This window comes from Parvibaculum indicum, assembly GCF_011762095.1.
Taxonomy (GTDB): Bacteria; Pseudomonadota; Alphaproteobacteria; order Parvibaculales; family Parvibaculaceae; genus Parvibaculum; species Parvibaculum indicum.
Genome location: NZ_JAASQO010000009.1, coordinates 24,990 through 49,243 on the forward strand (window position 1 = coordinate 24,990; position 24,254 = coordinate 49,243).

Below are 24,254 nucleotides of genomic sequence, written 5' to 3' on the forward strand. Positions count from 1 at the left end.
TGCACCGGCAGTCGACCGCGCGGAGGCACAGCGCGGGCTGTAAAACCTGCAGAGGAGCGCTGCGATGGAGCTGGTACGCTACTCTAGCCCGAGCGCGGCCGCGGCCCGCGGCGGAGGTCCCGCGGTCGAGGAGATCTATGCCGACTTCACGCGGATGAACATAGACTCCACCGACGACAGGCCGCTGAATGTCGACATGGCGATGCGCTTCCTGCCGAATGTCAGCATTGCCGCCATCTCCACCTCGCCCTACAGGACCGAGCGGACACGCGCACAGACGGTGGACGGCAATGACGATTTCGTCCTGACGGTTTCCACGCGGTCCGGCATTTCCGTCTCCCAGCCCGGCCGCGAGCTGGAATTCGGCGCCGGCGAGGCCGGGCTCTGGCAGAGCGACAAGGTCATGACCGCGGTGGCATCCAAAGACGCCCGCCTCTTCAATGTTTCCGTGCCGCGCAACACGGTCCTGTCGTCGGTCGGCGATATCGACGCCGCGCTCGGGGAGAGGGTTCCCGCCTCGGTGCCGCTCCGGCTTCTCGCCGGCTATGCCGAAGGCCTGATATCGGATGCGCGCCTGTCGCCGGACATGGCGGTACTGGCGGAATCCCACATGCTCGATCTCGTCGCGGCAGCTCTGGGGCCCAGGCCCGGGGCGGGCGAGGAACCCGGCGGCATCCGCGCCGCGCGGCTGGCCGCGATCAAACGGGACATTCTGAAACATCTGACGGACCCCGCTCTCTCGCTCGACTGGCTGGCCGGGCGTCACGGCATTTCGCGGCGCTATTTGCGCGGGCTGTTCTATGCCGAGCGGACCAGCTTTTCCGACTATCTGCGCGAAGCGCGTCTCGCCCGGGCCCGGGAATTGCTGTCGAGCCCGCGTTTTGCCCATCTGAGCATCAGCACCATCGCCTATGAGGCGGGCTTCGGCGACCTTTCCGGGTTCAACCGGGCCTTCCGCCGCCGCTTTTCCATGACCCCGTCGGAAACGCGGGAACGGGCGGCGACGCGCCGCAAGCGCTAGACGACGGGAAACGGGGAGACGGGCTCTGCGTCCGGTCCCCGCGTCCAAGCCAGCCAAACCCCCGATTGATAAAAGATTCCCGTAGCGGGCCGGATACGCCGCCATGCGATCCCGCCCGCACGGCGTAGCTCATGCTCTGTTGGGGGATCCAATGTATCGTTCGTCCGTACCCGCGTCCGTCCTGTTTTCTCTCGCCGGATACGGGCGTATCCGCCGTCTGCGGACATTGCTGATCGCCTCCACCGCCCTTGTCGGCGTCGTTGCCCCGTCCGCGCAGGCGGATGAGGTCATCGACGGCGGCACCACGGAAGAGGTCAATGGCGCGGGCGGCGGCACGCAGCCCAGTCCCTGGAATGTGGGAGACAATCTGAGGGTCGGCAACACCTCCGCCGGCACGCTGAACATTCTGAACGGCGGCGAGGTCGACAACCTCAATGGCACTGTCGGCTTTGCCAACGGCTCGACCGGCGAGGTGACGGTGACCGGCACGGGATCGAGCTGGACCAATACGGGCATTCTCGATGTCGGTCTTTACGGCGGCGGTGCGCTCAATATCGAAGATGGCGGCGCTGTCGACAGTTCTTCGGGCCGTATCGGCAATGGGGCCCTCGCGACCGGGGAAGCGACGATCACCGGCGCGGGGTCGAGCTGGACGAATTCGACCAATCTCACCGTCGGCGGCGAAGGCACCGGCACGCTCAATATCGCAGATGGCGGTTCGGTCGGTAACGTGGACGGCATCATCGCCACCCTTGCCGGTTCCACCGGCACCGCGACGGTGACCGGCACCGGATCGAGCTGGACGAATTCAGGCGAATTGACCATCGGCAATGGCGGCGCCGGTACGCTCGATATCGAAGCCGGCGGCACGGTCGCCAGCGACGGGGGCATTATCGGTCGGCAGAGCAGTGCGACCGGCGACGTGACGGTCACTGGCGCGGGCTCGAGCTGGACGAGTACGAACAATATCATTGTCGGCTTCGACGGCGCCGGTACGATCGATATCGCCGATGGCGCGACGGTCGGCAGCGACTCCGGTTCTGTCGGCTTTAGCGCCGGCGTGACCGGCGAGGCCGTGGTCACCGGGGCCGGGTCGAGCTGGACGAATACCAACACGCTCACGCTCGGCTATTTCGGCAACGGGACGCTCACCGTTTCCGACGGCGCCACGGTCGGTGCCGACTGGACGATCCTGGGCAGCAGAGCCGGCGCTACCGGTACGCTCAATATCGGCGCGGCGTCGGGGGATACGGCCATGGGCGCGGGCACGGTCAATACGCCGAGACTCGACTTCCTCGACGGCACGGGAACGCTCGTTTTCAACCATACCGACACCGCCTATGGGTTCGGCGCGGATATATCCGGCAATGGCACGATCCTTCACGAGGCGGGCACAACCCTCTTTTCCGGCGATTCCTCCGGCTTTACCGGCACTTTCGACCTGACCGGCGGTACGATCGGAGGCAATGGCATACTGGGCGGCACGCTCGATGTGGGGTCCGGCGCCACCGTCGCACCGGGCAATTCCGTCGGCACGCTGAATGTGACGAATGCCACCTTCAATACCGGATCGGTTTACGAGGTCGAACTCAATGACGGCGGCTTTACCGCCGGCACCAATAACGACCTGCTGAATGCCGGCGGTACGGTCACGATCGATGGCGGCACGGTGCATGTGACGCCGGAGAACGGCACCGACGACGGGTCGAGCTATACGGCGCCGGGCACCTACACCATCGTCACGGCGGGCAGCGTGACGGGCACCTTCGATTCCCCGACGGCGACGGACGATTATGTCTTTCTTGACTTCGTCCTCGCCTATGATGCCAGCAATGTCTATCTGAACTCGCAGCGCGCCGCTTTCTTCTCCGACATTGCGAGGACGCCGAACCAGCGGGCCGTCGCCGGGCCGCTGACGGGGCTGGGCGCAGGCAATGCAGTCTATGATGCGATGATCGGGCTTGTCGGCGGGGCGCACGACGCCCGGGCCGCGCTGGACGCGCTTTCCGGCGAGATTCACGCCTCGGTCAAAACCGCGCTGCTGGAAGACAGCCGTTTTGCGCGCGAGGCCGCGCTGGACCGCCTCGGCGACGCCGACGCTTCCGGCAAGCCTTACGGCTTCTGGACGCGCGGCTTCGGTTCCTGGGCCGACTGGGACAGCGACGGCAATGCCGCCGAACTGGACCGCTCCATCGGCGGGATCTTTTTCGGTGGCGACATGGAAGTCGCGAACCGTTTCCGCCTGGGGGCCTTTGGCGGTTATGCCGATTCTCGTATCGACGTTGACGACCGCACCTCCTCCGCCACCGTCCAGACCTGGAATCTCGGCGTCTATGGCGGCGGCTCCTGGAACGGCGTCGGGCTCAGCGCCGGCGGCTCCTATGCCTGGCACGATATCGACGCGGACCGCATGGCCGCCTTCAGCGGTTTTTCCAATAGCCTGTCGGCGGATTACAACGCGCGCTCCGCGCAAGTCTTCAGCGAGGCCGCCTATCGCCTCAGCTTCGACACCGCCGACATCGAGCCCTTCGTCAAGCTGGCCTATGTGCATCTGAAGACGGACGCCTATGACGAAACCGGCGGCGCCGCCGCGCTGGCGGCGTCGTCGCAAACCGCGCATGCGACCTTCACGACCCTCGGGCTTCGCGGCGAGCATCGGGTCTCGATGGGGCAAGGCACGGTCCGGCTTACCGGCTCGGGCGGCTGGCGCCACGCTTTCGGGCATGTGCCCACGACGCGACACGCCTTCGCCTCCGGCAGCACCGCCTTCACCGTCGCCGGCGTGCCCGTCGCGGGCGATGCGTTCGTGTTCGATTTCGGCGCCGCCACGAACCTGGCCGCGGATATCGCCGTCGGGCTTTCCTATGGCGGCCGGTTCGGCGACGGCTTTCTCGATCAGGGCCTCAGCGCCACGATTACCGTGCCGTTCTGAGCGGCATGGGCCGGGGCGTCAGAGAATGTATCCGTCGCCCGCGGCGCGCACCGTGATGTCGCCCAGCGAGACGCCCCAGGGCGTGTCGATGGCGGTGATGACGGCATCGGCGATATAGCCGGGATCGAGCACCGCATAGGCCGTGCTGTCGGGGTTCACCCGGTCGTCCTGCACCTGGCCTTCCAGAATGGCCATCATCGCTTCGGTATAGGTCACGGTATTCTGGCCGAGAATACCCGCCACTGTATGGACTTTTCCCGCTCGCATCACCGCAAATGCTATCGATATACTGCATCGATATTTTCAGACGATGAGCATGAGGCTGATGCGTTTTTTCGATCGATCGAATACCCTACATTGCGATAGGATTGTAAGATTCAAAATATTCACGAATTGCATCACGTATTTCTGTAACGCGTTTCTCAGTTTCCAAAACACCAAATCCAGAACCTCTTATGTTTTCCATCAAGTTATTATGGAACCAGTGCTTATTCTCAGCTTTGCTTTCCCAATATTTCCCCTCTGAAAGACCAATCAAATATTTTTCTGATTCTTCCATTACAGCTTCCCTAAGAGATTCAACTCTGTCACTCAAGTAAGTAGCTGTTATGTCTCTAATTTTGTTAGGTATAAAGGGATCGCTTCGTATTCTATTTAGCTGGGCCTCTAATTTTATCAACAACTCTGGTATAGGTATCCCAGACACTTCTCTAGCAGACACCTTCTTTGAAATTATCTCATGCTTTAAATTGTCCACCTGATCATGAATTCGGCTTATTATTTCGCCAGACAAATCAGATCGCGCCCAGTAGTTATCACTCTCGTGGTCAAATTCAGAAAACAAGTCCTCGGAAAGCGCTGACAATCTATCAATTACCTTTTTATGGTATTCGGTGTTTATAGTATTTAGAAGCCCGCTTTTTGCCTTTATGTAAGTCAGTATTGCAACAAACCCCGCTGTCAAATAAAACAAAATCTGAACAAATTTCAGTACACTATCCATCAATGACTCCGTCAATGACCGAAAACACAATCTAAGGTCTAACATTCCCGCTTGAACAGCACCAAACCGCATCGGTGCCTTAGTTTGCGTGGAAGTGCGGTATCAGTCTGTCCGTTTCGAAGAGCCCCTCAGCAGAGTCGGATTGAGTCGATGAATCCATCGTTCCGTCACATGATCCGTCATCGGAATATCTCCTCGGTACGCGGTATCGTCAGGACGGATTTCTGGGAAAGCGCGCTTCCGTCATCGGCGCGACCCAGTCCTGCTTGCTGTCGCACCAGACCTCGCCGCCCGGCTGCACCATGGAGGTGTCGTCGAGCGTGCCCGCCTTGATGATCGCGATGGCTGGATTGGCCGCCAGCCTGGAAAAGATCGGCGAGCCGCATTCCGCGCAAAACTCGCGCATCACGGTATTGCCGCTGTCGGCCGTGTCGTCGAAGCGCTTCAGCTCGCCCTTGAGCGTCAGCGAGTCCGACGGCACCACGACATTGACGGAGAAGGCCGCACCGCTCTGGCGCTGGCAGTTCTTGCAGTGGCAGACCATGGTCGCCACGGGCTCGGCGCTGCTCTCATAGGAGAACTGGCCGCACAGGCATTGCCCTTTGAGTTTCGTCATCGTGATCCTCCCTCGGTCGCGCGTGCAACCTGCTTTTCGTTTTGCAGCATTATTCACGGCGGATCGGGCAGGCGTAAAGGACAAGCGCGCAAGCGCCTTCCCAACGACGCAAGGACGCTACGGCAAGGACCGAGGATTTTTCCGGCGCCCCGGCGCGCTTACGGCATTTTCGATTTCAGCGTGACGATGTCGCCGTCCACGGCGAAGCGGCCATAGCCCCTGTGGTGGATGGTCTTGGCGTTTTTCCGCTTCGGCTCGTGCCAGGCCTTCACCGCTTCCAGCACGAAGAGGCAGTATTTGTTCACGAGCCGCGTATCCACGACGCGGCATTCGAGATTGGCGATGCATCCGGCGATGAGCGGGGCGCCGACCGTTTCGGCCGGCTTCGTCTTCAGGCCGAAACTCTCGAACTTGTCGGTATCCCGTCCGGAGCAGTTCCCGATCCCGACGACCGTCTCCGCCATCTCCACGGGCGGGATGGCGATGACGCATTCACGCGTGGCCTTCAGCGCCTTGAAGCTGTAATCGCCGTCGCTCACCACGCAGGCGATCAGCGGCGGCGTGAATTCCATCATCATGTGCCAGGACATGGTCATCACATTGGGCCGCCCGCGCTCAGCCGTGGCGAGCAGCACCACCGGCCCCGGCTCCAGCAGCTGATAGACGGAAGAGAGCGGAAACGCCTTCATGGATGCCTCCCGGATAAGCGGCCCTTCGGCACAGCCGGCCTGATCGTAAATCCAGCAGGCAGCTTACAGCGCGCGCAGACTCAATCCAGCGCCGCGGAAATGAGCTTTTCCGCAATCGCCTTGGCATCGCCCGCCGGGTCCGCCTCATGGCCCAGATGCGCCGTGACGATGGCCCCTTCCTTGAGCAACAGAAGCGCGCGCGCCAGACCCGCCGGATCCTTTGCGCCGGCCTCGCTCGCGATCGCCTGCAATTGCCTGAACAACATGCGCTTGTGCTCGGCCGACTGCACATGAATGGGGTGATCGGGGTCGGGATATTCCGACGCCGCCTTGATGAACATGCAAGAGCGGAAATCGGGTTTGGCGAACCATTCCGCCAGCGCGTCGAACATGGCGAGCAGCTGGGCCCGGGGCTCGCCCGCCTCCGCCATCCGGCGGAACAGCCATGTCCGGAAGTCCTGATCGCGCAGCCGGAGCACGGCCAGGATCAGCTCGTCCTTGCTGTGGAAGTGCTTGAACATGGTGGTCTTGGAGATGCCGGTTTCGCCCGACAGAAGGTCCATGCCGGTGGCGTGGAATCCTTCGCGGTAGAAAATATTCAGGGCCTTCCGGACCAGTTCGTCTCGCTTGCTGGGACGCATTCGACCTCTCATTCTGTACTGATCTGTATATATTCAGCGCGCAAACAGACCTCAAGGGCCAAATTTTTATCTTTGATAAACAAGGCACTAGGTCTGGTTTAGGCACTCCTCATAATTTTTCTGGAAAAAACCGCTTGCCAAAACGTACCGATCTGTTCACATTCGCGTTGAAAGTGTACAGATCAGTTCATTTTGGAGAGCCGCCATGTCCCGCGCCCCCTTCCCGCCCTTCGACCGGGCATCCGCCATCGCGAAGGTCCGTGCCGCCGAGAATGCCTGGAACAGCCGCGACCCCGCCCGGGTCGCCGCCGCCTACACGCCGGACAGCGCCTGGCGGAACCGCAGCGAGTTCCTGACGGGCCGCGCCGAAATCGAAGCCTTTCTGACCCATAAATGGCTCACCGAACTCGACTACCGCCTCATCAAGGAGCTGTGGAGCTTCGACGGCGCGCGCATCGCCGTGCGCTTCGCCTATGAGGCCGTCACGCCCGAGGGCCAGTGGTTCCGGGCCTATGGCAACGAGAACTGGGAGTTCGCCCCCGACGGGCTGATGGCGGTGCGCCGCGCCTCGATCAACGACCTGCCCATCGCCGAAGCCGACAGGCTGTTCCGCTGGCCCCTCGGCGTTCGCCCCGAAAACCACCCCGGCCTTTCCGAGCTCGGCCTTTGACCCCCGACCGCCAACCGGCCGTCACCGGAAAGGGCGGCCCCTTACCGCAAGGAGCAGAGAGATGAAAACCCGCTACCACCACTTCCATGTCGACCGCCACGGCAATGTCTTCGACCGCAAGCTCTTCCTGGCCATCAGCTTTGCAGGGCTGGTCGGCGTGCTGGCACTCACCGCCGCCTTCGTCGCCATGATGGGCACGCCCGCGGAGGCCTCGCAGAACCCCGCCTATGCCGAACCGTCCAACCCGGCGCTTCCGGCCTCCACGATGGGGCTGGAAAAGGGGCGCACCGCGCTTCTCGTGGTCGACCCGCAGATCGATTTTCTGAGCCCCGACGGCGTGACCTGGAGCGTGGTCGGCGAAAGCGTCACCGAGCACAATGTGGTGGAAAATATCGGACGCCTGCTCGCCAGCGCCAAGGCCGCCGACATGCCGGTCGTCGTCTCGCCTCACTTCTACTATCCGCACGACCATCGCTGGAAATTCGAGGGTGCGCTGGAAAAGGTGATGCATGCTCTCGGCATGTTCGACCGCCCCGGCCCGCTCGACCTTGAAGGCTTCGAGGGGTCGGGCGCCGACTTCATGCCCCAGTACAAGACCCACATCCTCGACGGCGAAACGGTGATCACCTCGCCGCACAAGATCTATGGCCCCGAACAGAATGACGCCGCGCTTCAGCTCCGCAAGCTCGGGGTGGATAAGGTCATTCTCATCGGCATGTCGGCCAATCTGTGCGTCGAAAGCCATATGCGCGAGTTCATCGAGCAGGGCTTCGAGGTCGCCGTCGTCCGCGACGCCACGGCAGGCGCCAAGGTACCGGAAGGCGACGGCTATCTCGCCGCCCTTATCAATTTCCGCATGATGGCGAACGCCGTCTGGAGCACCGATGAAGCGGTCCGGATGATCGACGCGCTGCACGAATAGTTCCCTATCCGGCGCGGAACCCCCTTCGGGACGAAGCGTCCACCGATTTCCACAGACAGAGGTCGCGCATATGCGGGGCCACGAGGTTCGGATGCGCAGTCCACGCTCCGTCTACGGATGGCTGCGCGCCGAAATCGCCGAAACCCGGCAAAGAAGACCCCGCGCCCGCGGGCCCAAGACACTTCTCAACATGCCATAAGGCACATCGAAAGGACCAAAGACATGAAGACCATCAACACCCTGATCGCCACGGCCACGCTCGCCGGTGCCGTCTTCGCCTCCAGCGCCGCCTTCGCGGTCGACGAATACAATGTTTCGACCGGCACGACGCTCACCAATGCGGGCATCGCGCTTCGCGGCGACGACGCGGTGGCGCTCGCGACCGGCCTCGACGTCACGCCCGGCCGCGCGAAGTTCACCGTGGAACGCGACGGCGTCGCCTATTATTTCTCGTCGAAGGAAACGATGAAGCAGTTCGCGGCGGACCCGGACCGCTACATGCCGCAATATGGCGGCTTCTGCGCCTTCGGCGTCGCCATCGGCAAGAAGCTCGACGCCAATCCGCATTTCGCCGACATCGTCGACGGCAAGCTCTATCTCTTCCTGAACGAAGTGGCGTTCGAGAAATACAAGGAAGACAAGACCGGTACGCTCGTCAAGGCCAGGAAGAACTGGCCGGGCATGCACCATGTCGCCGTTTCCGAGGTCAATGGCGGCTGATACCGCACGGCCCGGCCGGCCTCATCGACATGCAACGGGCGGCGCTTTCACTGGCGCCGCCCGTTTTGTCTTTCGCGACGCTCCCTTAAAGAAGCTGCCCCTGCGCAAAGGCCGTCACCGCGCCGAAATGGCAGATGGCGGCGGCAAGCACGAAGGCGTGCCAGATCGCGTTCTGGAAAGGCAGCCTTTCCCATATATGAAAGAGAACGCCAACCGAATAGAGCGCCCCGCCGATCGCGATGAGCGTCAGCACATGCGCGTTCATGACCTCCGACAGCGGCCCCAGAATGAGCGCCCCGCTCCAGCCCATGGCGAGATAGAGCAGGATCGCCAGCCGGTCGAAGCGCCGCGGCATGGCGAATTTGATGGTGATGCCCGCCGCCGCCGCCGTCAGCAGAAACGCATAGACCGTCGCCACCCAGGGATCGGCGATACCGGCCAGCATGAAGGGCGAATAGGTGCCTGCGATGAGCAGGAAGATCGCCGAATGGTCGAAACGGCGCAAGATGTCCTTGGCCCGGGCATGGGAGACCGTGTTGTAGAGCGCGGAAAAGGCGAGCGCGGCGCAAAGCGACAGCGCATAGATGACGACGCCCGTCACCAGCGTGGCGCTGCCCTGCATCGCCGTCGAGGCGATCAGCCAGACGCCGCCTGCCACGCTCGCGCCCACGCCCAGCACGTGAATGACGGCGTCCGCGCGCAGCTCGGCGCGGGCCGGGGTTCTGACGGAGGGCGTCTCGGCGGCACTCATGTCTACGCTTTCCTTTCCTCTCGAACGGTCAAAAGATCGGCCGGGGCCTCAGATAGCTGTCGTCGAAATCGCAATACCGGCCCAGGCTCGCGAAATCCATGATGTAGAGACGGCCGCCCGAGATGGCGACCCACCCCTTCTCCTTCAGTTCCTTCAGCATGCGGTTCACATGCTCGAAGGAAAGCCCCATCGCATCGGCGAGATGGTGCTGGCGGAGCGGAAAGGGGCAATAGTCGTTTCCGGCCATGCCCAGCATTTTCTGGCGCGTATAGGTTTCGAGCAGAAAATGAGCCAGGCGTTCCATTGCGCTGCGACGGCCGATATCCGTCATATGCTCGAACAGCAAAGCCTCTTCCGATTGCGCCAGCGTTGCAAGGGCACGCGACAGCACGGCGTTCGCGCCGAACCGCTTCTTCAGATCGGCGGCGGAAAACAGGCACAGCTCGACATCCGTAATCGCCTCGATGGAGTAGCCGTCGCCATTGGCAAGCTCGAACCCGGCATCGATGAAACTGCCCGCCATGAGAAACGACGTGATCTGCACCTTGCCGCTTTCCAGCGCCCGCTGGCGCATGGCCCATCCCGAAAACAGCGTCATGCATTCTTCGCCGTCGGTCTCGTGATCGAGAATGACCTCGCCCGCCCGGACATGGCGGCTTCCCGTCCTGACGGACTGGATCGCCTCCAGTTCCTCATGGTCGAGCGGCATGAAAAGCGCCTGTTTGCGAACCGGACAGGACCGGCAGTTTCGGGGCGGCTGTGGCGTCAAGGTCTGCTTCTTCAATCTCGGCCGCAGAGGCGGGCACATATTTCTTTCGGTCCCGGACCCCCGCTCGGGCGGGTCCGCGATTCATCTCAAAGGAGATATATCACTGCCCAAGACTTGCATCTTTGACGCAGGCTGCAAAGACGGCTCCGGCCGCGCCGATAAAACGCGCCCCGCGGCGCCTTTCTCAAAATCGCTCACGATAGTTGCATTCCTGCCGCACATCCCGCCTCCCCTTCCTTTCGACCGAAATCGGCGATTTCCGGCCCGAAAGCGCGGCCGGGCCGGGGGAGGAGCGACGCCGGCCCCATGCCGGAAAGCAACACCCGCCTCATGTCATCTGTCGGTCATAAAACCCGTAAGGAACCGTCACATAGGCCCCTTATTAGCGACGGGCATGGGGGGCGTTAGGCGGCACGGCCGCGGCGCGCAATCCTGATCAGAATGACCCATTAAACACGGAGACGTCTCATGACGTTGCGCAATATTCTGCTTGCGGGCACCGCGCTTGGTGCCGCCGCATTCCTCGCCGTTCCGGCCCAGGCCGGCTCGAAGGATTGCTGTGGCGATGTCGATGCCCTGAAGCAGCAGATCAACGATCTGCAGCAGAAGGTCGACGACCTTGCAATCAACTACGGCAACAAGATCAAGGATCTTGAATCCCGCAAAGGCGATGTGATCACCACGTTCAAGAACGGTCGCCCGGGCTTCCGCTCCGCCGACGGTTCCTTCAAGCTCGACTTCCGCGGCCGCTTCCACATGGACGCCGGCTCGTATTTCAACGTCGACCAGGGCATCGAGAATATCGGTGGCCGTGACGACGACATCAACTTCCGCCGCGCCCGTTTCGGTGTGAAGGGCCATGTCTGGAACGACTGGAAATATGCGCTGATCTTCGACTTCGGCGGTTCCGACGACAGCAGCGGCCCGGCGCTCCACGAGGCCTCGCTCACCTATGCCGGTATCGACAATGTCGGCATCACCTGGGGCGCCTCGAAGCCGAAGCTCACCTTCGCCGACTCCGTGTCGTCGAACGACGTGACCTTCCTGGAAGATCCGACGGCCGCCACGCTGATGGCCTCCATCGGCGGCGGTTCCTCTCGTCAGATGCTCGGCGTGACCTATGAAGGCGAGCAGCTCTTCCTTGCCGTGTCCCAGACCTGGGGCGAAGTCGGCGACAATGAAGGCGACCTCGACGGCGGCGAAAACCTCCTCGGCCGTATCGCCTTCGTTCAGCCGCTCGGCGACACGCTGTCCATGCAGGTCGGTGCCTCGGGTGCCTGGAAGTACAACAGCGACGGCTCGTTCCGCTTCCGCGACCGTCAGGAACTTCGCCTGGATGCCGGTCGTCTCCTGACGATGAACAACATCACGAGTGTCGACGACGTTTATGGCTACGGTCCCGACCTGACGCTCGCCGCCGGTCCGTTCCGCGCCTCGGCCGAGTACTACTGGTACAAGGTCAACCGCGACACCGGTTCGGATTACGACTTCGACGCCTGGTATGCGGAAGCGGCCTGGCTCATCACCGGCGAAAGCTACAAGTTCGACGGCGAAGGCGGCATGAAGGGCGTGTCCCCGGCCAATCCGTTCGACCTTGCCGGCAGCGGCTCGGGCGCCTTCGAAGCGGCCGTGCGCTACTCCGACACCGACCTCTCGGACGTGGCCGGTACGGCGTTCGACAGTGGCGATGCGCTGCAGCAGAAGATCTGGACGTTCGGCCTGAACTGGTATCCGAACAAGAACATCGCCTTCAAGGCGAACTACCAGATCGTCGATCTTGAAGACGGGGCCGGTAACGACGCCGGTTTCGAGGCCGTCGCGCTGCGCACGCAGTTCAAGTTCTGATCTGATCCTCGCAGGATAAGTCAGACGATGCCCCGGCGGGTCACCGCCGGGGCATTTTTATGCTCAAAGAGGACCGGGACATGACGGAAGGCGCGCTCGGGCGTCACGCATCGGCCATGACACCGCGACGAACACGGAGCATCCGGTCGTCTTCATCAAGCGCAACAAACCCGTCACCCCGGACCTGATCCGGGGTCCATACTGTTTTCGCGCCTTTCGCCTGCGCCCTGTGGATGCCGGGTCAAGCCCGGCATGACGTCATCTCCGGCATGAAAATTCGGTACCGGCTCGAATGTCGGAACGACACGGCGATTTCGTCAATCCAGCCGCTTCAGGCCGAGCCGTTCGATTTCCTGACCCGAATAGACGTAAGGCAGCGGGTAATAGCCTGCGAGCGCGGCGTCCTTCTGCCCGTCCAGCGAAAAGGCATAGGTGAAGAATTCCCGGACCGGCGCGGATAACGGCGCATCGGGCGCCTTGTCCACATACATGTAGAGAAAGCGCGTGATCGGGAAGTCGCGGCGATAGGCATTCATCTGGTTGGCGAGAATGCATTCGCCGCCATCGGTGGACAGCCGCAGCGATTTTTCGCGGCCCGTGCGGTAGCCGACCGGCGCATAGCCGATGGCCCCTTCGTTCTTTCCGATCCCGTCGACCACCTCCGAGGATTTGTCGAAGGTTTCGACGCCCGTCGAGAAGGATGCGCCGTCCATCGCCTTCGCGGCGAAGAATTCGGCCTCGCTCGATCCGGACGGATAGCCCAGCCGCAGGACCGGCCTTGCCGCCCAAACGCCCGTCGCGCCGAGATCGCCCCATGTCACCGTCGGCGCGCTGAACGCCTCGCGGAGTTTCGACATGGACAGGCAGTCGAGCGGATTGTCCTTGTGGACGAAGACGGTCAGCACATCGACGCCGACACGCACCTGCGTCGGCGCATAGCCATGCTTGTCGCGGAACCGGCTCTCTTCCGCCGCCGTCATTTCGCGTGACATGGCGGCGATGTCGATATCGCCATCGGCCAGCGCGGAAACGGCGCTCGCATCGCCGTCGAAGCGGCTTGTCGCCCTCACGCCCTTATAGGTCGCCATCAGCGCTTCCGACCAGAGCAGCACATATTTGCGAAGCGCGGGCGAGCCTTCGACGCGCAGATCGCCGCCAATGTCCGACGCGGCGCGATAGGGCTTGTAGCGATCGTCGATGATGGTCGCCGAGGCGGGCAGGCTCGATGCGAGCACGGTTCCGGCCAGCAGGATCGCAGTCAGGCGGGATCTGGAGAATCGGCTCATGGAACGGGCGTCTTTCAGGCGAACGGAACAATCCGCCCATCCTACGACAGGCAATGTGACCGCGGCATGAAGATCACGCCATGGTCAGCACCGCCGCGCCGGTCAGCCGGCCGTCGCGCAGGCGGGCCAGCGCCTCGTTCGCCTCTTCGAGCTTCATCCGTTCCACCGTCGTCGTCACCGGCACTTGCGGCGCGAGGGCCAGGAATTCCTCGCCATCGGCGCGGGTGAGGTTCGCGACGGAATGGATGGAGCGCTCCCGCCACAGAATGTCGTAGGAGAAGGCCGGGATTTCCGACATGTAAATGCCCGCGCAGACGACGCGGCCGCCCGGCGCGGTGGCTTTGAGCGCGGCGGGGACGAGCGGGCCGGCGGGCGCATAGATGATCGCCGCGTCGAGCAGTTCCGGCGGCGTCTCGTCCGAGCCGCCCGCCCATTCCGCGCCCAGCGATTTCGCAAAGTCGATGGCCGCCTCGTCGCCCGGTTTCACGAAGGCGAAAAGCCGCCAGCCTTCCGCCTTCGCCACCTGCGCCACGATATGCGCGGCGGCGCCGAAACCGTAAATGCCGAGAATGTCGCCCTTCCCCTCTATGCTCGGCCGTGCCATGCGCAGCGAGCGGTAGCCGATGAGCCCGGCACAGAGGAGCGGCGCGGCTTCCGCCGGATCGGGCGCCCCCGTCAGCGGGAAGCAATAGCGCGCATCGGCCACCGTATATTCGGCATAGCCGCCGTCGCGCGTATAGCCGGTGAAGAGTGCCCTCTCGCACAGGTTCTCCTGCCCCTTGCGACAATAGCGGCATTCGCCGCAGGTCCAGCCGAGCCAGGGAATGCCGACGAGCTTTCCCACGTCGACCCCCGTCACGCCGTCGCCCGTGGCGGCGACATGGCCGACGATTTCATGGCCGGGAACGAGCGGCAGATTCGGTTCGGTGAGTTCGCCATCCACCACATGCAGGTCGGTCCGGCAGACGCCGCAGGCCGCGACCTTCACCAGCACCTCGCCCGGGCCGGGCCGCGGCACGGGGAGTTCGGCCAGGCGCAGCGGCGTATTGGGCGCATCCATCACCATGGCGCGCATGGTTTCGGGCAAGTCAGGCATGGCGGCACTCCTTTTCCACCTTCATGATTTCACGAAGAGGGAATTTCCGGGAGGGGTCAGTCCGCCGCGCGGGCACGGCCCTCCGCCGTCGCGGGGTTGAAGAACATGCCGAGCTGCAGGCTGCCGGCGATGCGGTGCGCGCGTTCCTTGAAGGCGGGGGCGGCTTCGGCGGCACAGACCTCGTCCACGGTCCGGCCGAACAGCGCCAGCCAGCGGTCGAAATGGGCGGGCGTCACATCCTTCAGCCGCATATGGGCGGGCATGGGGCGGCCATGATAGCGGCCGGTTTTCAGCATGGCGGAGGACCAGAAATCCATCATCTTCAACAGATGCGGTTCCCAGTCCTCGCCGATCACGCGCGCGAAAACCGGGCCCAGCATGTCGTCCTCGCGGAGACGCCCGTAAAAGGTGCGGACCAGCGTTTCGATCTCCGCCTCGTCGGTCGCCGTCTTGTCGCCCTGCGTCATCTCTGCTCCTCATGCGGAATGCGGCCGGAAATTGTCCGCTTTCTAGATAGGCCCCCGCATCCGGCCCTGACAACGCGGCAAAATCCCGCACTGCTCCAGTCGGATATTCGGATATGAAAAAGGGCGGGCGCGCATGGCACCCGCCCCCTCGCCAGCCGGTCCCGTCAGACCTGGCCGTAGACCCTGGCGCGTTCGATGTCTTCCTTCAGGGTGCGGGCGCCGAGCACGAAATGCAGCGCGCCCCACAGCCCGACAAAGGAGGTGATGAGAAGCGCATAGCGCAGCGATTCGACGCCGAACTCCGCATGCAGCGCGTCGCTCAGAAAGCCGACCGTCTGCGGACCCAGCCCCAGCCCGATAATGTTCAGGATGAAGAGCAGGATCGCCGAGGCGACCGAGCGCATGCGCAGCGTCACCAGCGACTGCGTCATGGACAGGATCGGCGCCAGATAGGCCGCGCCCGCAAAGGCGGGGATGACGAAAAGCCCCAGCGCCCAGACCGGGTCGCCGGAGAGGTAGAGCGCCACGTTGAACGGCGCGACGGCGAACCAGATGATCGCGATGATCCAGAGGTTCCAGCGAATGTCCTTCTTGCCGAAACGGTCGCCGAGCCAGCCGCCCATATAGGTGCCGAGCCCGCCCGAAATGCCGATGATGAGCGCGAGCGAGGTGCCGATCACGCCCTGGTTGAGCTCGAAGGAGCGCGCCAGGAACGCCGGCAGCCACACCACCGCGCCATAGCCGACAAAGGCCGCCAGCGCCGCGCCGAAGGCGATATGGCGGAAGGAACGCTGGCCCCAGAGGAAGCCGAACACTTCCATCACGCCCGGCGCGGTGCCGCTGTCGACCATCGCCTCGGAATGCCCGCGAATGGGCTCCTTGACGCTGAACCGCACGAGAACGGCCATCAGCAGGCCGGGAAGCCCGACCACCAGAAAGGCCGCGCGCCAGCCGAACCATTGCGACACCCAGCCGCCGATCAGGAAGCCGATCAGGATGCCGATATTCACGCCGAGCGAAAAAACGCCCAGCGCCGCGCCGCGTTTTTCCGGCGGGTACATATCCGCGATCATGGAATGCGAGGGCGGGCTCGATCCCGCCTCGCCCACCGCCACGCCGATGCGCATGGCGGCGAGCTGGAAAAAACTCGTCACGCCCGCGCAGGCCGCGGTGAAACCGGAGAAGAGCGTCAGCGCAATGGTGATGACGTTCCGCCTGTTCCAGCGGTCGGCCAGCATGGCGATCGGAATGCCCAGCGTCGCATAGAAGATCGCAAAGGCGATGCCGGAGATGAAGCCGAGCTGCGTATCCGTCAGCAGGAGTTCTTCCTTGATCGGCTGCAGCAGAATGGAAAGGATCTGCCGGTCTACATAATTGATCGTGTAGACCATCGTCAGAATAACGAGAACGTAGGTCCGGTACGGGGGCGTAAACCCCTGTGCCTCGGTCGCGCTGTCCGCGCTCGGCCGAGCTTCCATATTTTCCTCCCGAAGTTCCTCCTGCCCGTGGACCGGGCAATTCCCTGTTGCAGCGAGCCTAACAGCGCCTCCCGTTTCGGCAAGATGCCCGTATCCATCGTGACGCAGGCGTCACCTCCGGCGTTCCGCCGGGGCATTCCGCCCCGCCGCGACCATGTCCGGATTTGGCGAGCCGGACCCGGCCTTTCGCGCTAGATTGGGGACATGGAAAAACAGCCGCACATCAAAGGCGAGACGACGCCCCTGCTCGACGAGGAGCTGTGCTACCGCGCGGTGACGGCGCGCGATGCCCGGTTCGACGGACGCTTCTTCACCTGCGTGCGTTCCACCGGCATCTATTGCCGCCCCGTCTGCCCCGCGCCGACGCCGGGGCGCAAGCAATGCGTTTTCGTGTCGAGCGCGGCGGCGGCGGAAGCGGCGGGGTTCCGCTCCTGCCTGCGCTGCCGCCCCGAGGCCGCGCCCGGCGCGCCTGCCTGGACGGGCACACAGGCCACCGTCACCCGGGCGCTGCGCCTCATCGAGGCGGGCGCGCTCGACCATGAGGACATCGAGACCTTCGCCGCCCGTCTCGGCCTTGGCGGGCGGCATTTGCGGCGCCTCTTCGTCACCCAGCTCGGCGCCACGCCCCAGGCCGTCGCCGCCAATCGCCGCCTTCTCACCGCCAAACAATTGCTGACCGAAACGCAGCTTCCGATGGCCGACATCGCCCATGCGGCAGGCTATCGAAGTCTCCGGCGCTTCAACGGGGCGATCCGCTCCGCCTATGGCAATTCGCCCGGTGCGCTGCGCAAGGCAAACGCGCCCGCCCGCGACGAAGACGGCAGCATCGCGCTCCGGCTCGGTTATCGCGCGCCTTACGATTTTCCGCGCCTGCTCGCCTATCTCGCCGCCCGCGCCATTCCCGGCGTGGAGGCGGTGAGCGGCGAGCGCTATATGCGCAGCTTCCGTCTCGGCGAGGCGGCGGGCCTTATCGAAGCGAGCGACGATCCCTCGCGGCGGTCGCTCGCCATACGCATCCATATGCTGCGCGGCCCGTTGCCCCTGCGCATGGTCGTCGCGCGGCTCAAGCGTCTTTTCGATCTCGATGCCGACCCCGACGCCATCGGACAGGCGCTGGCGGGCGACGATCTCACGGGTCCGCGCCTTGCCACCGCGCCGGGCCTGCGCATCCCCGGCGCCTTCGACGGCCATGAACTCGCCATCCGCGCCATCCTCGGCCAGCAGGTCTCGGTGAAGGACGCCACCACGCTTGCCGGGCGGCTCGCCGCCACGCATGGCGAAACGCTTGAGGGGGCGGACGGCCCCGTCACGCTTCTTTTTCCCGACCCCGCCACGCTGGCGAGGGGCGATCTTTCCGGCCTCGGGCTCACCGGCGCGCGCATGAAAACCATCGCGGCTCTTTCCGCCGCGGAAGCCGACGGGCGGATCGACCTTTCAGTCGATGGCGCGGCGGGCACCGGGCCGGACGAAACCATCGCCCGGCTGAAGGAACTCCCCGGCATCGGCGACTGGACCGCGCAATACATCGCCCTGCGCGCCCTTGGCGAACCGGACGCCTTTCCGGCGGGCGACCTCGTATTGCGCAAGATCGCCGGAAACGGCACCCCGGTCAGCGACGCCGCCATGCTGGCGCGCGCGGCGCATTGGCGGCCCTGGCGCGGATATGCCGCCATGGCGCTGTGGCAAATTCCCGACCCCTTCCAGAAGGAGGATGCGGCATGAAACTCCCCCAGGATACCTCCCTTGCCACCGCATTCATCGACACGCCGGTCGGAAAGATGCGCGCCGCCGCCACGGATCGCGGCCTGTGCGTGCTGCTTTTCCCGAACAAGGAAACGGCATGGCCGAAAAAGGAAGGCAGCGCCAAGGCGCGCCGACATCTCGCCGAGACGCGCAAGGCGCTTGCGGATTATTTCGCCGGCACGCGAAAGGAATTCTCAGACATCGCGCTCGACATGCAGGGCACGGATTTCCAGCGCAGCGTCTGGTCGGCGCTTCTCACCATCCCCTTCGGCGAAACGCGCAGCTATGGCGACATCGCCCGGCAGATCGGCAATCCGAAAGCGGTGCGCGCGGTGGGGCTCGCCAACGGGCAGAACCCGGTGCCCGTCATCGTCCCCTGTCATCGCGTCATCGGCGCCAATGGCAAGCTCACCGGCTTCGGCGGTGGAATTGAGACGAAACAATGGCTGCTCGCCCATGAAGACACAAAAAAATCTTTGAACGGAGAGATGTTGCTTCCGCTCTGATTCCGCTAGACTCTCCTTATCGTCATTTACGGAAGACCGGGGGAGAAAGCAGGGAGATGCATATGGGTATGGAATATAGCGGTATTCTCGGCATTATCATTCTGGTGCTGGACATCTACGCCATCGTCAAGATCGCGCAGAGCAGCGCGGAACCGCTCTGGAAAGCCATCTGGATCGTGCTCGTGATCGTGCTGCCCGTGATCGGCCTCATCATCTGGTTCCTCTTCGGCCCCAAGGGCTAAGGAATAGCAGCCCCCTTCTCCGTCATTGCGAGGAGCGCAGCGACGAAGCAATCCAGCGCTGAGACAGCCGCTTATGGATTGCTTCGCTTCGCTCGCAATGACACGCGATTTTCTGGGCGGAAAACCTTACAGCGGATAAAGCGCCGCCAGATCCGCCTCGCCGCCGCGCGGCAGCGCAATGACGGGCGTGCCGCCTGCGAAGCGGGCAATCGTTTCCACCGTCTCCTCGAAACTCACTTCGCTGCCCGGCGTCTCGCTCACCACGATGGCGCGCGGGTCGAGCTTGCGCGCGCGCAGGCTCTCAAGCGCGGTCAGCGTGTGCGAAATCGTGCCGAGATAGGAGCCGACGACGAGCAGCGGCGAAATGAAGACATGGGCCTCCAGCGCCTGCATCCAGTCGAGCACGGTATGCGTGTCGTCCAGCGGCACGGCCACGCCCCCCACGCCCTCGATCAGCAGCGGATCGTCTTTCCCCGCCGCCTCGACGCAATGGCCGACCAGCTCCTCGAAGGGGATCGTCGCGCCTTCGCGCCGCGCGGCCATGTCGGGCGAGAGCGCCGCCCTGAAACGCCAATGCGACACACGCGCCGCGTTTTCATAGACGACATCCTCGTCCATCGCCGCCAGCAGCGCGGCCGGATCGCTTTCGGGGAAGGTCGTCTCGTCGAGGCCGCTCACCACCGGCTTGATCGCCCGCACCGGCACGCCCTTCTTGCGAAGCTGGCGCGTCAGCAGGGCGCTCACATAGGTCTTGCCGATTTCGGTCCCGGAAGAAGTGACGAAGATGACGGTCATGTTTTCTGCTCTTATTCGGCCGCTTTCCTGGGCATGATCCGTTCCCGGATGATGGCGGCGAGGCGGTCGATATCCGCGTCCTCATGTTCCGCGGTGAAGGTGATGCGCAGCCGCGCCGTCCCTTCCGGCACGGTGGGCGGGCGAATGCCGGTCACGAGGAAGCCTTCCGCTTCCAGCATTTTCGAGGCTTCGAGCGTCACCTGCGCATCGTCCAGCAGCACCGGCACGATGGGGCTTTCGGGATCGGGCAGGTTCAGCGCGCGCGTGAAGCGCTTTGCCTTTTCCACCGGACGCCGCGTCAGCGCCTTGTCGCTTTCGATGATGTCGATGGCGGCGATCGCAGCGGCGACCGCCGCGGGCGGCAGGCCGGTCGTATAGATGAGCGTACGCGCCCGGGTGCGGATGAAATCGCAGACGGCGCGGCTCGCACAGAGATAGCCGCCATAACCGCCCACCGCCTTGGAAAGCGTGCCCATCTGCAGCGGCACATCGGCCTTCGCGCCGCCGACGAAACTCGATCCCTTGCCGTCGGCCACCACGCCGATGCCATGCGCATCGTCCGTCATCAGCCAGGCGTCGTGACGGCGGGCCAGCGCGGCCATGTCCTGAACCGGGGCAAGATCGCCATCCATCGAAAAGACGCCATCGGTAAGGATCATCGCATGGCGTCCGTCCTTGCGATGCTCTTCCAGAAGCGCCGTCAGATGCGCCATATCGTTGTGCCGGAAGATGTGCGTTTTCGCGTAGGAGAGGCGTGCCCCCATCATCAGGCAGCTATGCGAAAGTTCGTCGGCGAAGATCACGTCGCCGACGCCCACAAGCGCGGAGATGATGCCCAGATTGGCGAGATAGCCCGATCCGAAAACCACGCAATCCTCGGTTTCCTTCAGCCGGGCGAGCCGGGTCTCCAGCTCGGTGTAGAGAGGATGATTGCCGGTGATATGGCGCGAGGCGCCCGAGCCTGCGCCATAGGCGTCGATGGCGGCCTTGGCGGCCTCTTTCACGCGGTCCGACTGGGAAAGGTTCAGATAATCGTTGCAGCAGAAGGAGACGAGCCGTTTCCCGTCCCGCGCCGCCGCGGCGGCGGGCCCGCGCGCCGTCTCCACCAGCACGCGGCGCAGCGCGCGCTTTTCCAGCGCGTCCAGCTTGCCTTTCACAAAGGCGTCGAGTGAATTTCCGTCTGCCAAACCGCCTCTCCTGAAAGCCCCTCTCGCCCCGCCGCCCGGCACCATTATGGGCCGGTCCCGATCTGTCAACATAAAGGCCAAAAACCCCACACTTTCAGCAGGTTCTTGCATTGCGGGCCAAGCTGCCTATGCTCGGCGAAATTCCGACAGTTACATTCAGGACAGATGGGCCTCGCCATGAGCCTTCAAAGCGAATTCGACGCCGAAAACAAAGCCGGGACCCCGGCGCCGTCCACCGCCCGCACCGACCCGGGAACGCTGCGTCACGACTGGACGCGCGAGGAAATCGAGGCGCTTTTCGCCCTGCCCTTCAACGATCTCGTCTTCGAGGCTCAGATCGCCCATCGCCGCTGGTTCAACCCGAACCAGGTGCAGATGTCGACGCTTCTGTCGATCAAGACCGGCGGCTGCCCCGAGGATTGCGGCTATTGCGCCCAGAGCGCGAAATTCGACACCGGCCTCAAGGCGTCCAAGCTGATGGAAGTCGAAAAGGTGCTCGCCGAAGCCCGCAAGGCGAAGGAAGCCGGGTCCTCGCGCTATTGCATGGGCGCGGCGTGGCGCGAGCCCAAGGATCGCGACATGGACACGATCTGCGCCATCGTGCAGGGCGTGAAGGAAATGGGCATGGAAACCTGCATGACGCTCGGCATGCTGTCGGGCCAGCAGGTGCACCGTCTCGCCCAGGCCGGTCTCGATTACTACAACCACAATATCGACACCTCGGAAGAATATTACGACAAGATCATCAGCACCCGGACCTTTCAGGACCGGCTCGACACGCTGGAGCGCGTGCGCCAGGCGGGCATCAATGTCTGTTCCGGCGGCATTGTCGGCATGGGCGAGGAACAATCCGACCGCGCCGGCATGCTGATGGCGCTGGCGAACCTCGAAGAGCATCCGCAGTCCGTGCCGATCAACATGCTGATCCCGATGGAAGGCACGCCGCTCGAGGGCGAGGGCCAGATCGACCCGCTCGATTTCGTGCGCACCATCGCCGTGGCGCGCATCATGATGCCGCAGAGCATGGTCCGCATCGCGGCCGGCCGCGAGCATATGAGCGACGAAACGCAGACGCTCTGCTTCCTGGCGGGCGCCAATTCCATCTTCACCGGGGATAAGCTCCTGACGGCGAAGAACCCGGGCGATGCGCATGACAGCAAACTGCTCGGCAAGCTCGGCATCGAGCCCATGCCCGCGCATACCTGCCCGGCCGAGAAGTAATCAAAATCACCTCCCCCCTTGAGGGGGAGGTCGATCAGCAAGGCTGATCGGGTGGGGGGTCTTCTTCGAAGACTCTTTAAATCCGCTACCCCCCTCCCAACCCTCCCCCGCAAGGGGAGAGGGCAAACAGGGGAGAACCTGCCCATGTCCGTCCCGCCCGCCAATCCGCTCATCAACAACCCGCCGGACTGGCTCACGCGGGGCGCGCCGCATTTGTGGCTGCCCTATACCCAGATGCAGACCACGCCCATGGCGCTGCCCGTGGTGAAGACCGACGGCGTACGCCTCACGCTCGACGACGGCCGCGAGCTTGTCGACGGCGTCTCCTCCTGGTGGACCGCCGCGCATGGCTACAATCACCCCCATATCCGCGAGGCGGTGACGACGCAGCTCGAAAAGATGCCGCATGTCATGCTGGGCGGGCTCGCCCATGAGCAGGCCTGCCGGCTCGCCTCCCGCCTCACCGACAAGCTGCCGGGCGACCTCGCCCATGTCTTCTTTTCGGAGTCCGGTTCCGTCTCGGTCGAAATCGGGATGAAGATCGCGGTCCAGTACTGGATCAATTCAGGCGAGCGGGGCCGCACCCGCTTCGTCAGTTTCAAGGGCGGCTATCACGGCGACACGCTCGCCACCATGTCGGTCTGCGATCCGGAAGAGGGCATGCACTCTCTCTTCAAGGGCGCGATCGCCGAGCAGTTCATCTGCGAGTTACCCACGGATGAGGATAAAGCCGCCGCGCTCGATGCCTTCCTCGCCGAGCATAAGTCCGAGATTGCGGGCATCGTCACCGAGCCTCTGGTGCAGGGTGCGGGCGGCATGCTCTTTCATTCCCCAATCTCGCTCAAACTATTGCGCAATCTCGCCGACAAGCACGGCATTCTCTTGCTGGTCGATGAGATCTTCACGGGCTTCGGGCGCACCGGCACCATGTTCGCCTGCGAGGCGGCGGGGATAACGCCCGACATCATGACGCTCTCCAAGGCGCTCACCGGCGGCACGCTGCCGCTCGCCGCGACCGTCGCCCGCGCGCCCGTTTTCGAGGCGTTTCTGGGCGAAGACGCCGGAAAAGCGCTGATGCACGGCCCCACCTACACCGGCAATGCGCTGGCCTGCGCGGCGGCCAATGCCTCGCTCGACCTCTTCGAAACCGAGCCCCGGCTCGATCAGGTCGCCGCCATCGAGGCGCAGCTCAAATCCCAACTCGAGCCCGCCCGCGATATCCCCGGCGTCGTCGATGTCCGCGTGCTGGGCGCCATCGGCGTCATCGAACTTCAGTCCATCGCCGAACCGGACGCCATGAAACGGCGCTTCGTCGAGGAAGGCGTCTGGATCCGCCCCTTCCGCAACATCGTCTACACCACGCCGCCCTTCACCATCGGCCAGGACGATCTCGCCCAACTGACAGGCGCGATGCTCAAAGTCTGTGCGGAATTCGCACCGTCCTGATGTTGAATTCGCGCGTCTAAATCCATCAGGACCTACTTTTTGTAGTGTAACGCGTGTTTTTACACGCCAGATATTGAGCCAATTCGAGACACACATTACGCTCGAATCAGAGGCCGATTCGCGCCTTCAAAAACATACGGACAGATCCGGGTTGTGCGCATTGCCGAGCGCCGAGACTGGCGCTCTCGCAAGGCGGGCTTTGATTTTT

Annotated in this window: 24 protein-coding genes; 11 read left to right on the forward strand and 13 right to left on the reverse strand. The window is 63.6% G+C overall.

Annotated features, from left to right (window positions below):
• Nucleotides 1-64: 64 nt before the first annotated feature.
• Both FHS78_RS11855 and FHS78_RS11860 read left to right on the forward strand, forming a co-directional pair.
• Nucleotides 65-1,021: a helix-turn-helix domain-containing protein gene (locus tag FHS78_RS11855; protein WP_167094519.1), complete on the forward strand. Its 957-nt coding sequence runs from the start codon at nt 65-67 to the stop codon at nt 1,019-1,021.
• Between the two features lie 151 nt (nt 1,022-1,172).
• Complete coding sequence (locus FHS78_RS11860; protein WP_167094521.1) at nt 1,173-3,953, forward strand: autotransporter outer membrane beta-barrel domain-containing protein; 2,781 nt, start codon at nt 1,173-1,175, stop codon at nt 3,951-3,953.
• An 18-nt stretch (nt 3,954-3,971) separates the two neighbouring features.
• On the opposite strand, the gene FHS78_RS11865 is transcribed toward FHS78_RS11860, so the two are convergent.
• From FHS78_RS11865 to FHS78_RS11885, 5 genes are all read right to left on the reverse strand, one after another.
• A complete protein-coding gene (locus FHS78_RS11865; protein WP_167094523.1) occupies nt 3,972-4,196 on the reverse strand; it encodes a hypothetical protein in 225 nt (74 codons plus the stop codon).
• A 109-nt stretch (nt 4,197-4,305) separates the two neighbouring features.
• Nucleotides 4,306-4,956 (reverse strand): hypothetical protein, encoded by a 651-nt coding sequence (locus FHS78_RS11870; protein ID WP_167094525.1) that lies wholly within the window; start codon nt 4,954-4,956, stop codon nt 4,306-4,308.
• A 211-nt stretch (nt 4,957-5,167) separates the two neighbouring features.
• Nucleotides 5,168-5,572: a GFA family protein gene (locus FHS78_RS11875; protein WP_167094527.1), complete on the reverse strand. Its 405-nt coding sequence runs from the start codon at nt 5,570-5,572 to the stop codon at nt 5,168-5,170.
• Between the two features lie 158 nt (nt 5,573-5,730).
• Nucleotides 5,731-6,261 (reverse strand): flavin reductase family protein, encoded by a 531-nt coding sequence (locus tag FHS78_RS11880; protein WP_167094529.1) that lies wholly within the window; start codon nt 6,259-6,261, stop codon nt 5,731-5,733.
• Between the two features lie 80 nt (nt 6,262-6,341).
• Nucleotides 6,342-6,902, reverse strand: a complete 561-nt coding sequence (locus tag FHS78_RS11885) for a TetR/AcrR family transcriptional regulator (RefSeq protein WP_167094531.1) — start codon at nt 6,900-6,902, stop codon at nt 6,342-6,344.
• Between the two features lie 205 nt (nt 6,903-7,107).
• Between FHS78_RS11885 and FHS78_RS11890 the strand changes: the two genes are divergently transcribed.
• The 3 genes from FHS78_RS11890 to FHS78_RS11900 all read left to right on the forward strand — a co-directional run bounded on the left by FHS78_RS11890 (nt 7,108) and on the right by FHS78_RS11900 (nt 9,214).
• Entirely contained in the window at nt 7,108-7,572 is a 465-nt protein-coding gene (locus tag FHS78_RS11890; RefSeq protein WP_167094533.1) for a nuclear transport factor 2 family protein, read from the forward strand.
• 61 nt (nt 7,573-7,633) lie between these two features.
• A complete protein-coding gene (locus tag FHS78_RS11895) occupies nt 7,634-8,494 on the forward strand; it encodes a cysteine hydrolase family protein (protein WP_167094535.1) in 861 nt (286 codons plus the stop codon).
• Nucleotides 8,495-8,716: 222 nt separating this feature from the next.
• A complete protein-coding gene (locus FHS78_RS11900) occupies nt 8,717-9,214 on the forward strand; it encodes a YHS domain-containing (seleno)protein (protein ID WP_167094537.1) in 498 nt (165 codons plus the stop codon).
• Nucleotides 9,215-9,299: 85 nt separating this feature from the next.
• On the opposite strand, the gene trhA is transcribed toward FHS78_RS11900, so the two are convergent.
• Nucleotides 9,300-9,965: a PAQR family membrane homeostasis protein TrhA gene (trhA, locus tag FHS78_RS11905; RefSeq protein ID WP_167094539.1), complete on the reverse strand. Its 666-nt coding sequence runs from the start codon at nt 9,963-9,965 to the stop codon at nt 9,300-9,302.
• A gap of 28 nt (nt 9,966-9,993) precedes the next feature.
• Nucleotides 9,994-10,674: a Crp/Fnr family transcriptional regulator gene (locus tag FHS78_RS11910; RefSeq protein ID WP_167094541.1), complete on the reverse strand. Its 681-nt coding sequence runs from the start codon at nt 10,672-10,674 to the stop codon at nt 9,994-9,996.
• Nucleotides 10,675-11,202: 528 nt separating this feature from the next.
• Between FHS78_RS11910 and FHS78_RS11915 the strand changes: the two genes are divergently transcribed.
• Nucleotides 11,203-12,579, forward strand: coding sequence for an OprO/OprP family phosphate-selective porin (locus FHS78_RS11915; protein WP_167094543.1), 1,377 nt, complete (start codon nt 11,203-11,205; stop codon nt 12,577-12,579).
• 317 nt (nt 12,580-12,896) lie between these two features.
• On the opposite strand, the gene FHS78_RS11920 is transcribed toward FHS78_RS11915, so the two are convergent.
• The 4 genes from FHS78_RS11920 to FHS78_RS11935 all read right to left on the reverse strand — a co-directional run bounded on the left by FHS78_RS11920 (nt 12,897) and on the right by FHS78_RS11935 (nt 16,906).
• On the reverse strand, nt 12,897-13,865 hold the full coding sequence (locus FHS78_RS11920) for a PstS family phosphate ABC transporter substrate-binding protein (RefSeq protein ID WP_167094545.1): 969 nt from the start codon (nt 13,863-13,865) through the stop codon (nt 12,897-12,899).
• Between the two features lie 73 nt (nt 13,866-13,938).
• Nucleotides 13,939-14,940, reverse strand: a complete 1,002-nt coding sequence (locus FHS78_RS11925) for a zinc-dependent alcohol dehydrogenase family protein (RefSeq protein WP_167094747.1) — start codon at nt 14,938-14,940, stop codon at nt 13,939-13,941.
• A 77-nt stretch (nt 14,941-15,017) separates the two neighbouring features.
• Nucleotides 15,018-15,428 (reverse strand): group III truncated hemoglobin, encoded by a 411-nt coding sequence (locus FHS78_RS11930; protein ID WP_167094547.1) that lies wholly within the window; start codon nt 15,426-15,428, stop codon nt 15,018-15,020.
• Nucleotides 15,429-15,592: 164 nt separating this feature from the next.
• Nucleotides 15,593-16,906, reverse strand: coding sequence for a spinster family MFS transporter (locus FHS78_RS11935; protein WP_167094549.1), 1,314 nt, complete (start codon nt 16,904-16,906; stop codon nt 15,593-15,595).
• Nucleotides 16,907-17,110: 204 nt separating this feature from the next.
• Here FHS78_RS11935 and FHS78_RS11940 point away from each other — a divergent pair, with 204 nt between their 5' ends.
• From FHS78_RS11940 to FHS78_RS11950, 3 genes are all read left to right on the forward strand, one after another.
• Nucleotides 17,111-18,628, forward strand: a complete 1,518-nt coding sequence (locus FHS78_RS11940) for a DNA-3-methyladenine glycosylase 2 (protein WP_167094551.1) — start codon at nt 17,111-17,113, stop codon at nt 18,626-18,628.
• Nucleotides 18,625-19,155: a methylated-DNA--[protein]-cysteine S-methyltransferase gene (locus FHS78_RS19605; RefSeq protein ID WP_167094553.1), complete on the forward strand. Its 531-nt coding sequence runs from the start codon at nt 18,625-18,627 to the stop codon at nt 19,153-19,155. The genes FHS78_RS11940 and FHS78_RS19605 overlap by 4 nt, the downstream gene beginning before the upstream one ends.
• Before the next feature lie 62 nt (nt 19,156-19,217).
• A complete protein-coding gene (locus FHS78_RS11950; protein WP_167094555.1) occupies nt 19,218-19,397 on the forward strand; it encodes a PLD nuclease N-terminal domain-containing protein in 180 nt (59 codons plus the stop codon).
• Between the two features lie 126 nt (nt 19,398-19,523).
• Here FHS78_RS11950 and bioD read toward each other — a convergent pair whose 3' ends face one another.
• Both bioD and bioF read right to left on the reverse strand, forming a co-directional pair.
• On the reverse strand, nt 19,524-20,192 hold the full coding sequence (gene bioD, locus FHS78_RS11955; RefSeq protein WP_167094557.1) for a dethiobiotin synthase: 669 nt from the start codon (nt 20,190-20,192) through the stop codon (nt 19,524-19,526).
• An 11-nt stretch (nt 20,193-20,203) separates the two neighbouring features.
• Nucleotides 20,204-21,379, reverse strand: a complete 1,176-nt coding sequence (bioF, locus tag FHS78_RS11960) for an 8-amino-7-oxononanoate synthase (RefSeq protein WP_246220469.1) — start codon at nt 21,377-21,379, stop codon at nt 20,204-20,206.
• A gap of 177 nt (nt 21,380-21,556) precedes the next feature.
• On the opposite strand from bioF, the gene bioB reads away from it, so the two are divergent.
• The gene (gene bioB / locus FHS78_RS11965; RefSeq protein ID WP_167094559.1) at nt 21,557-22,600 is read left to right on the forward strand and encodes a biotin synthase BioB; all 1,044 of its coding nucleotides are present in this window, start codon (nt 21,557-21,559) and stop codon (nt 22,598-22,600) included.
• 144 nt (nt 22,601-22,744) lie between these two features.
• On the forward strand, nt 22,745-24,046 hold the full coding sequence (locus FHS78_RS11970; RefSeq protein ID WP_167094561.1) for an adenosylmethionine--8-amino-7-oxononanoate transaminase: 1,302 nt from the start codon (nt 22,745-22,747) through the stop codon (nt 24,044-24,046).
• Nucleotides 24,047-24,254: the final 208 nt, after the last annotated feature.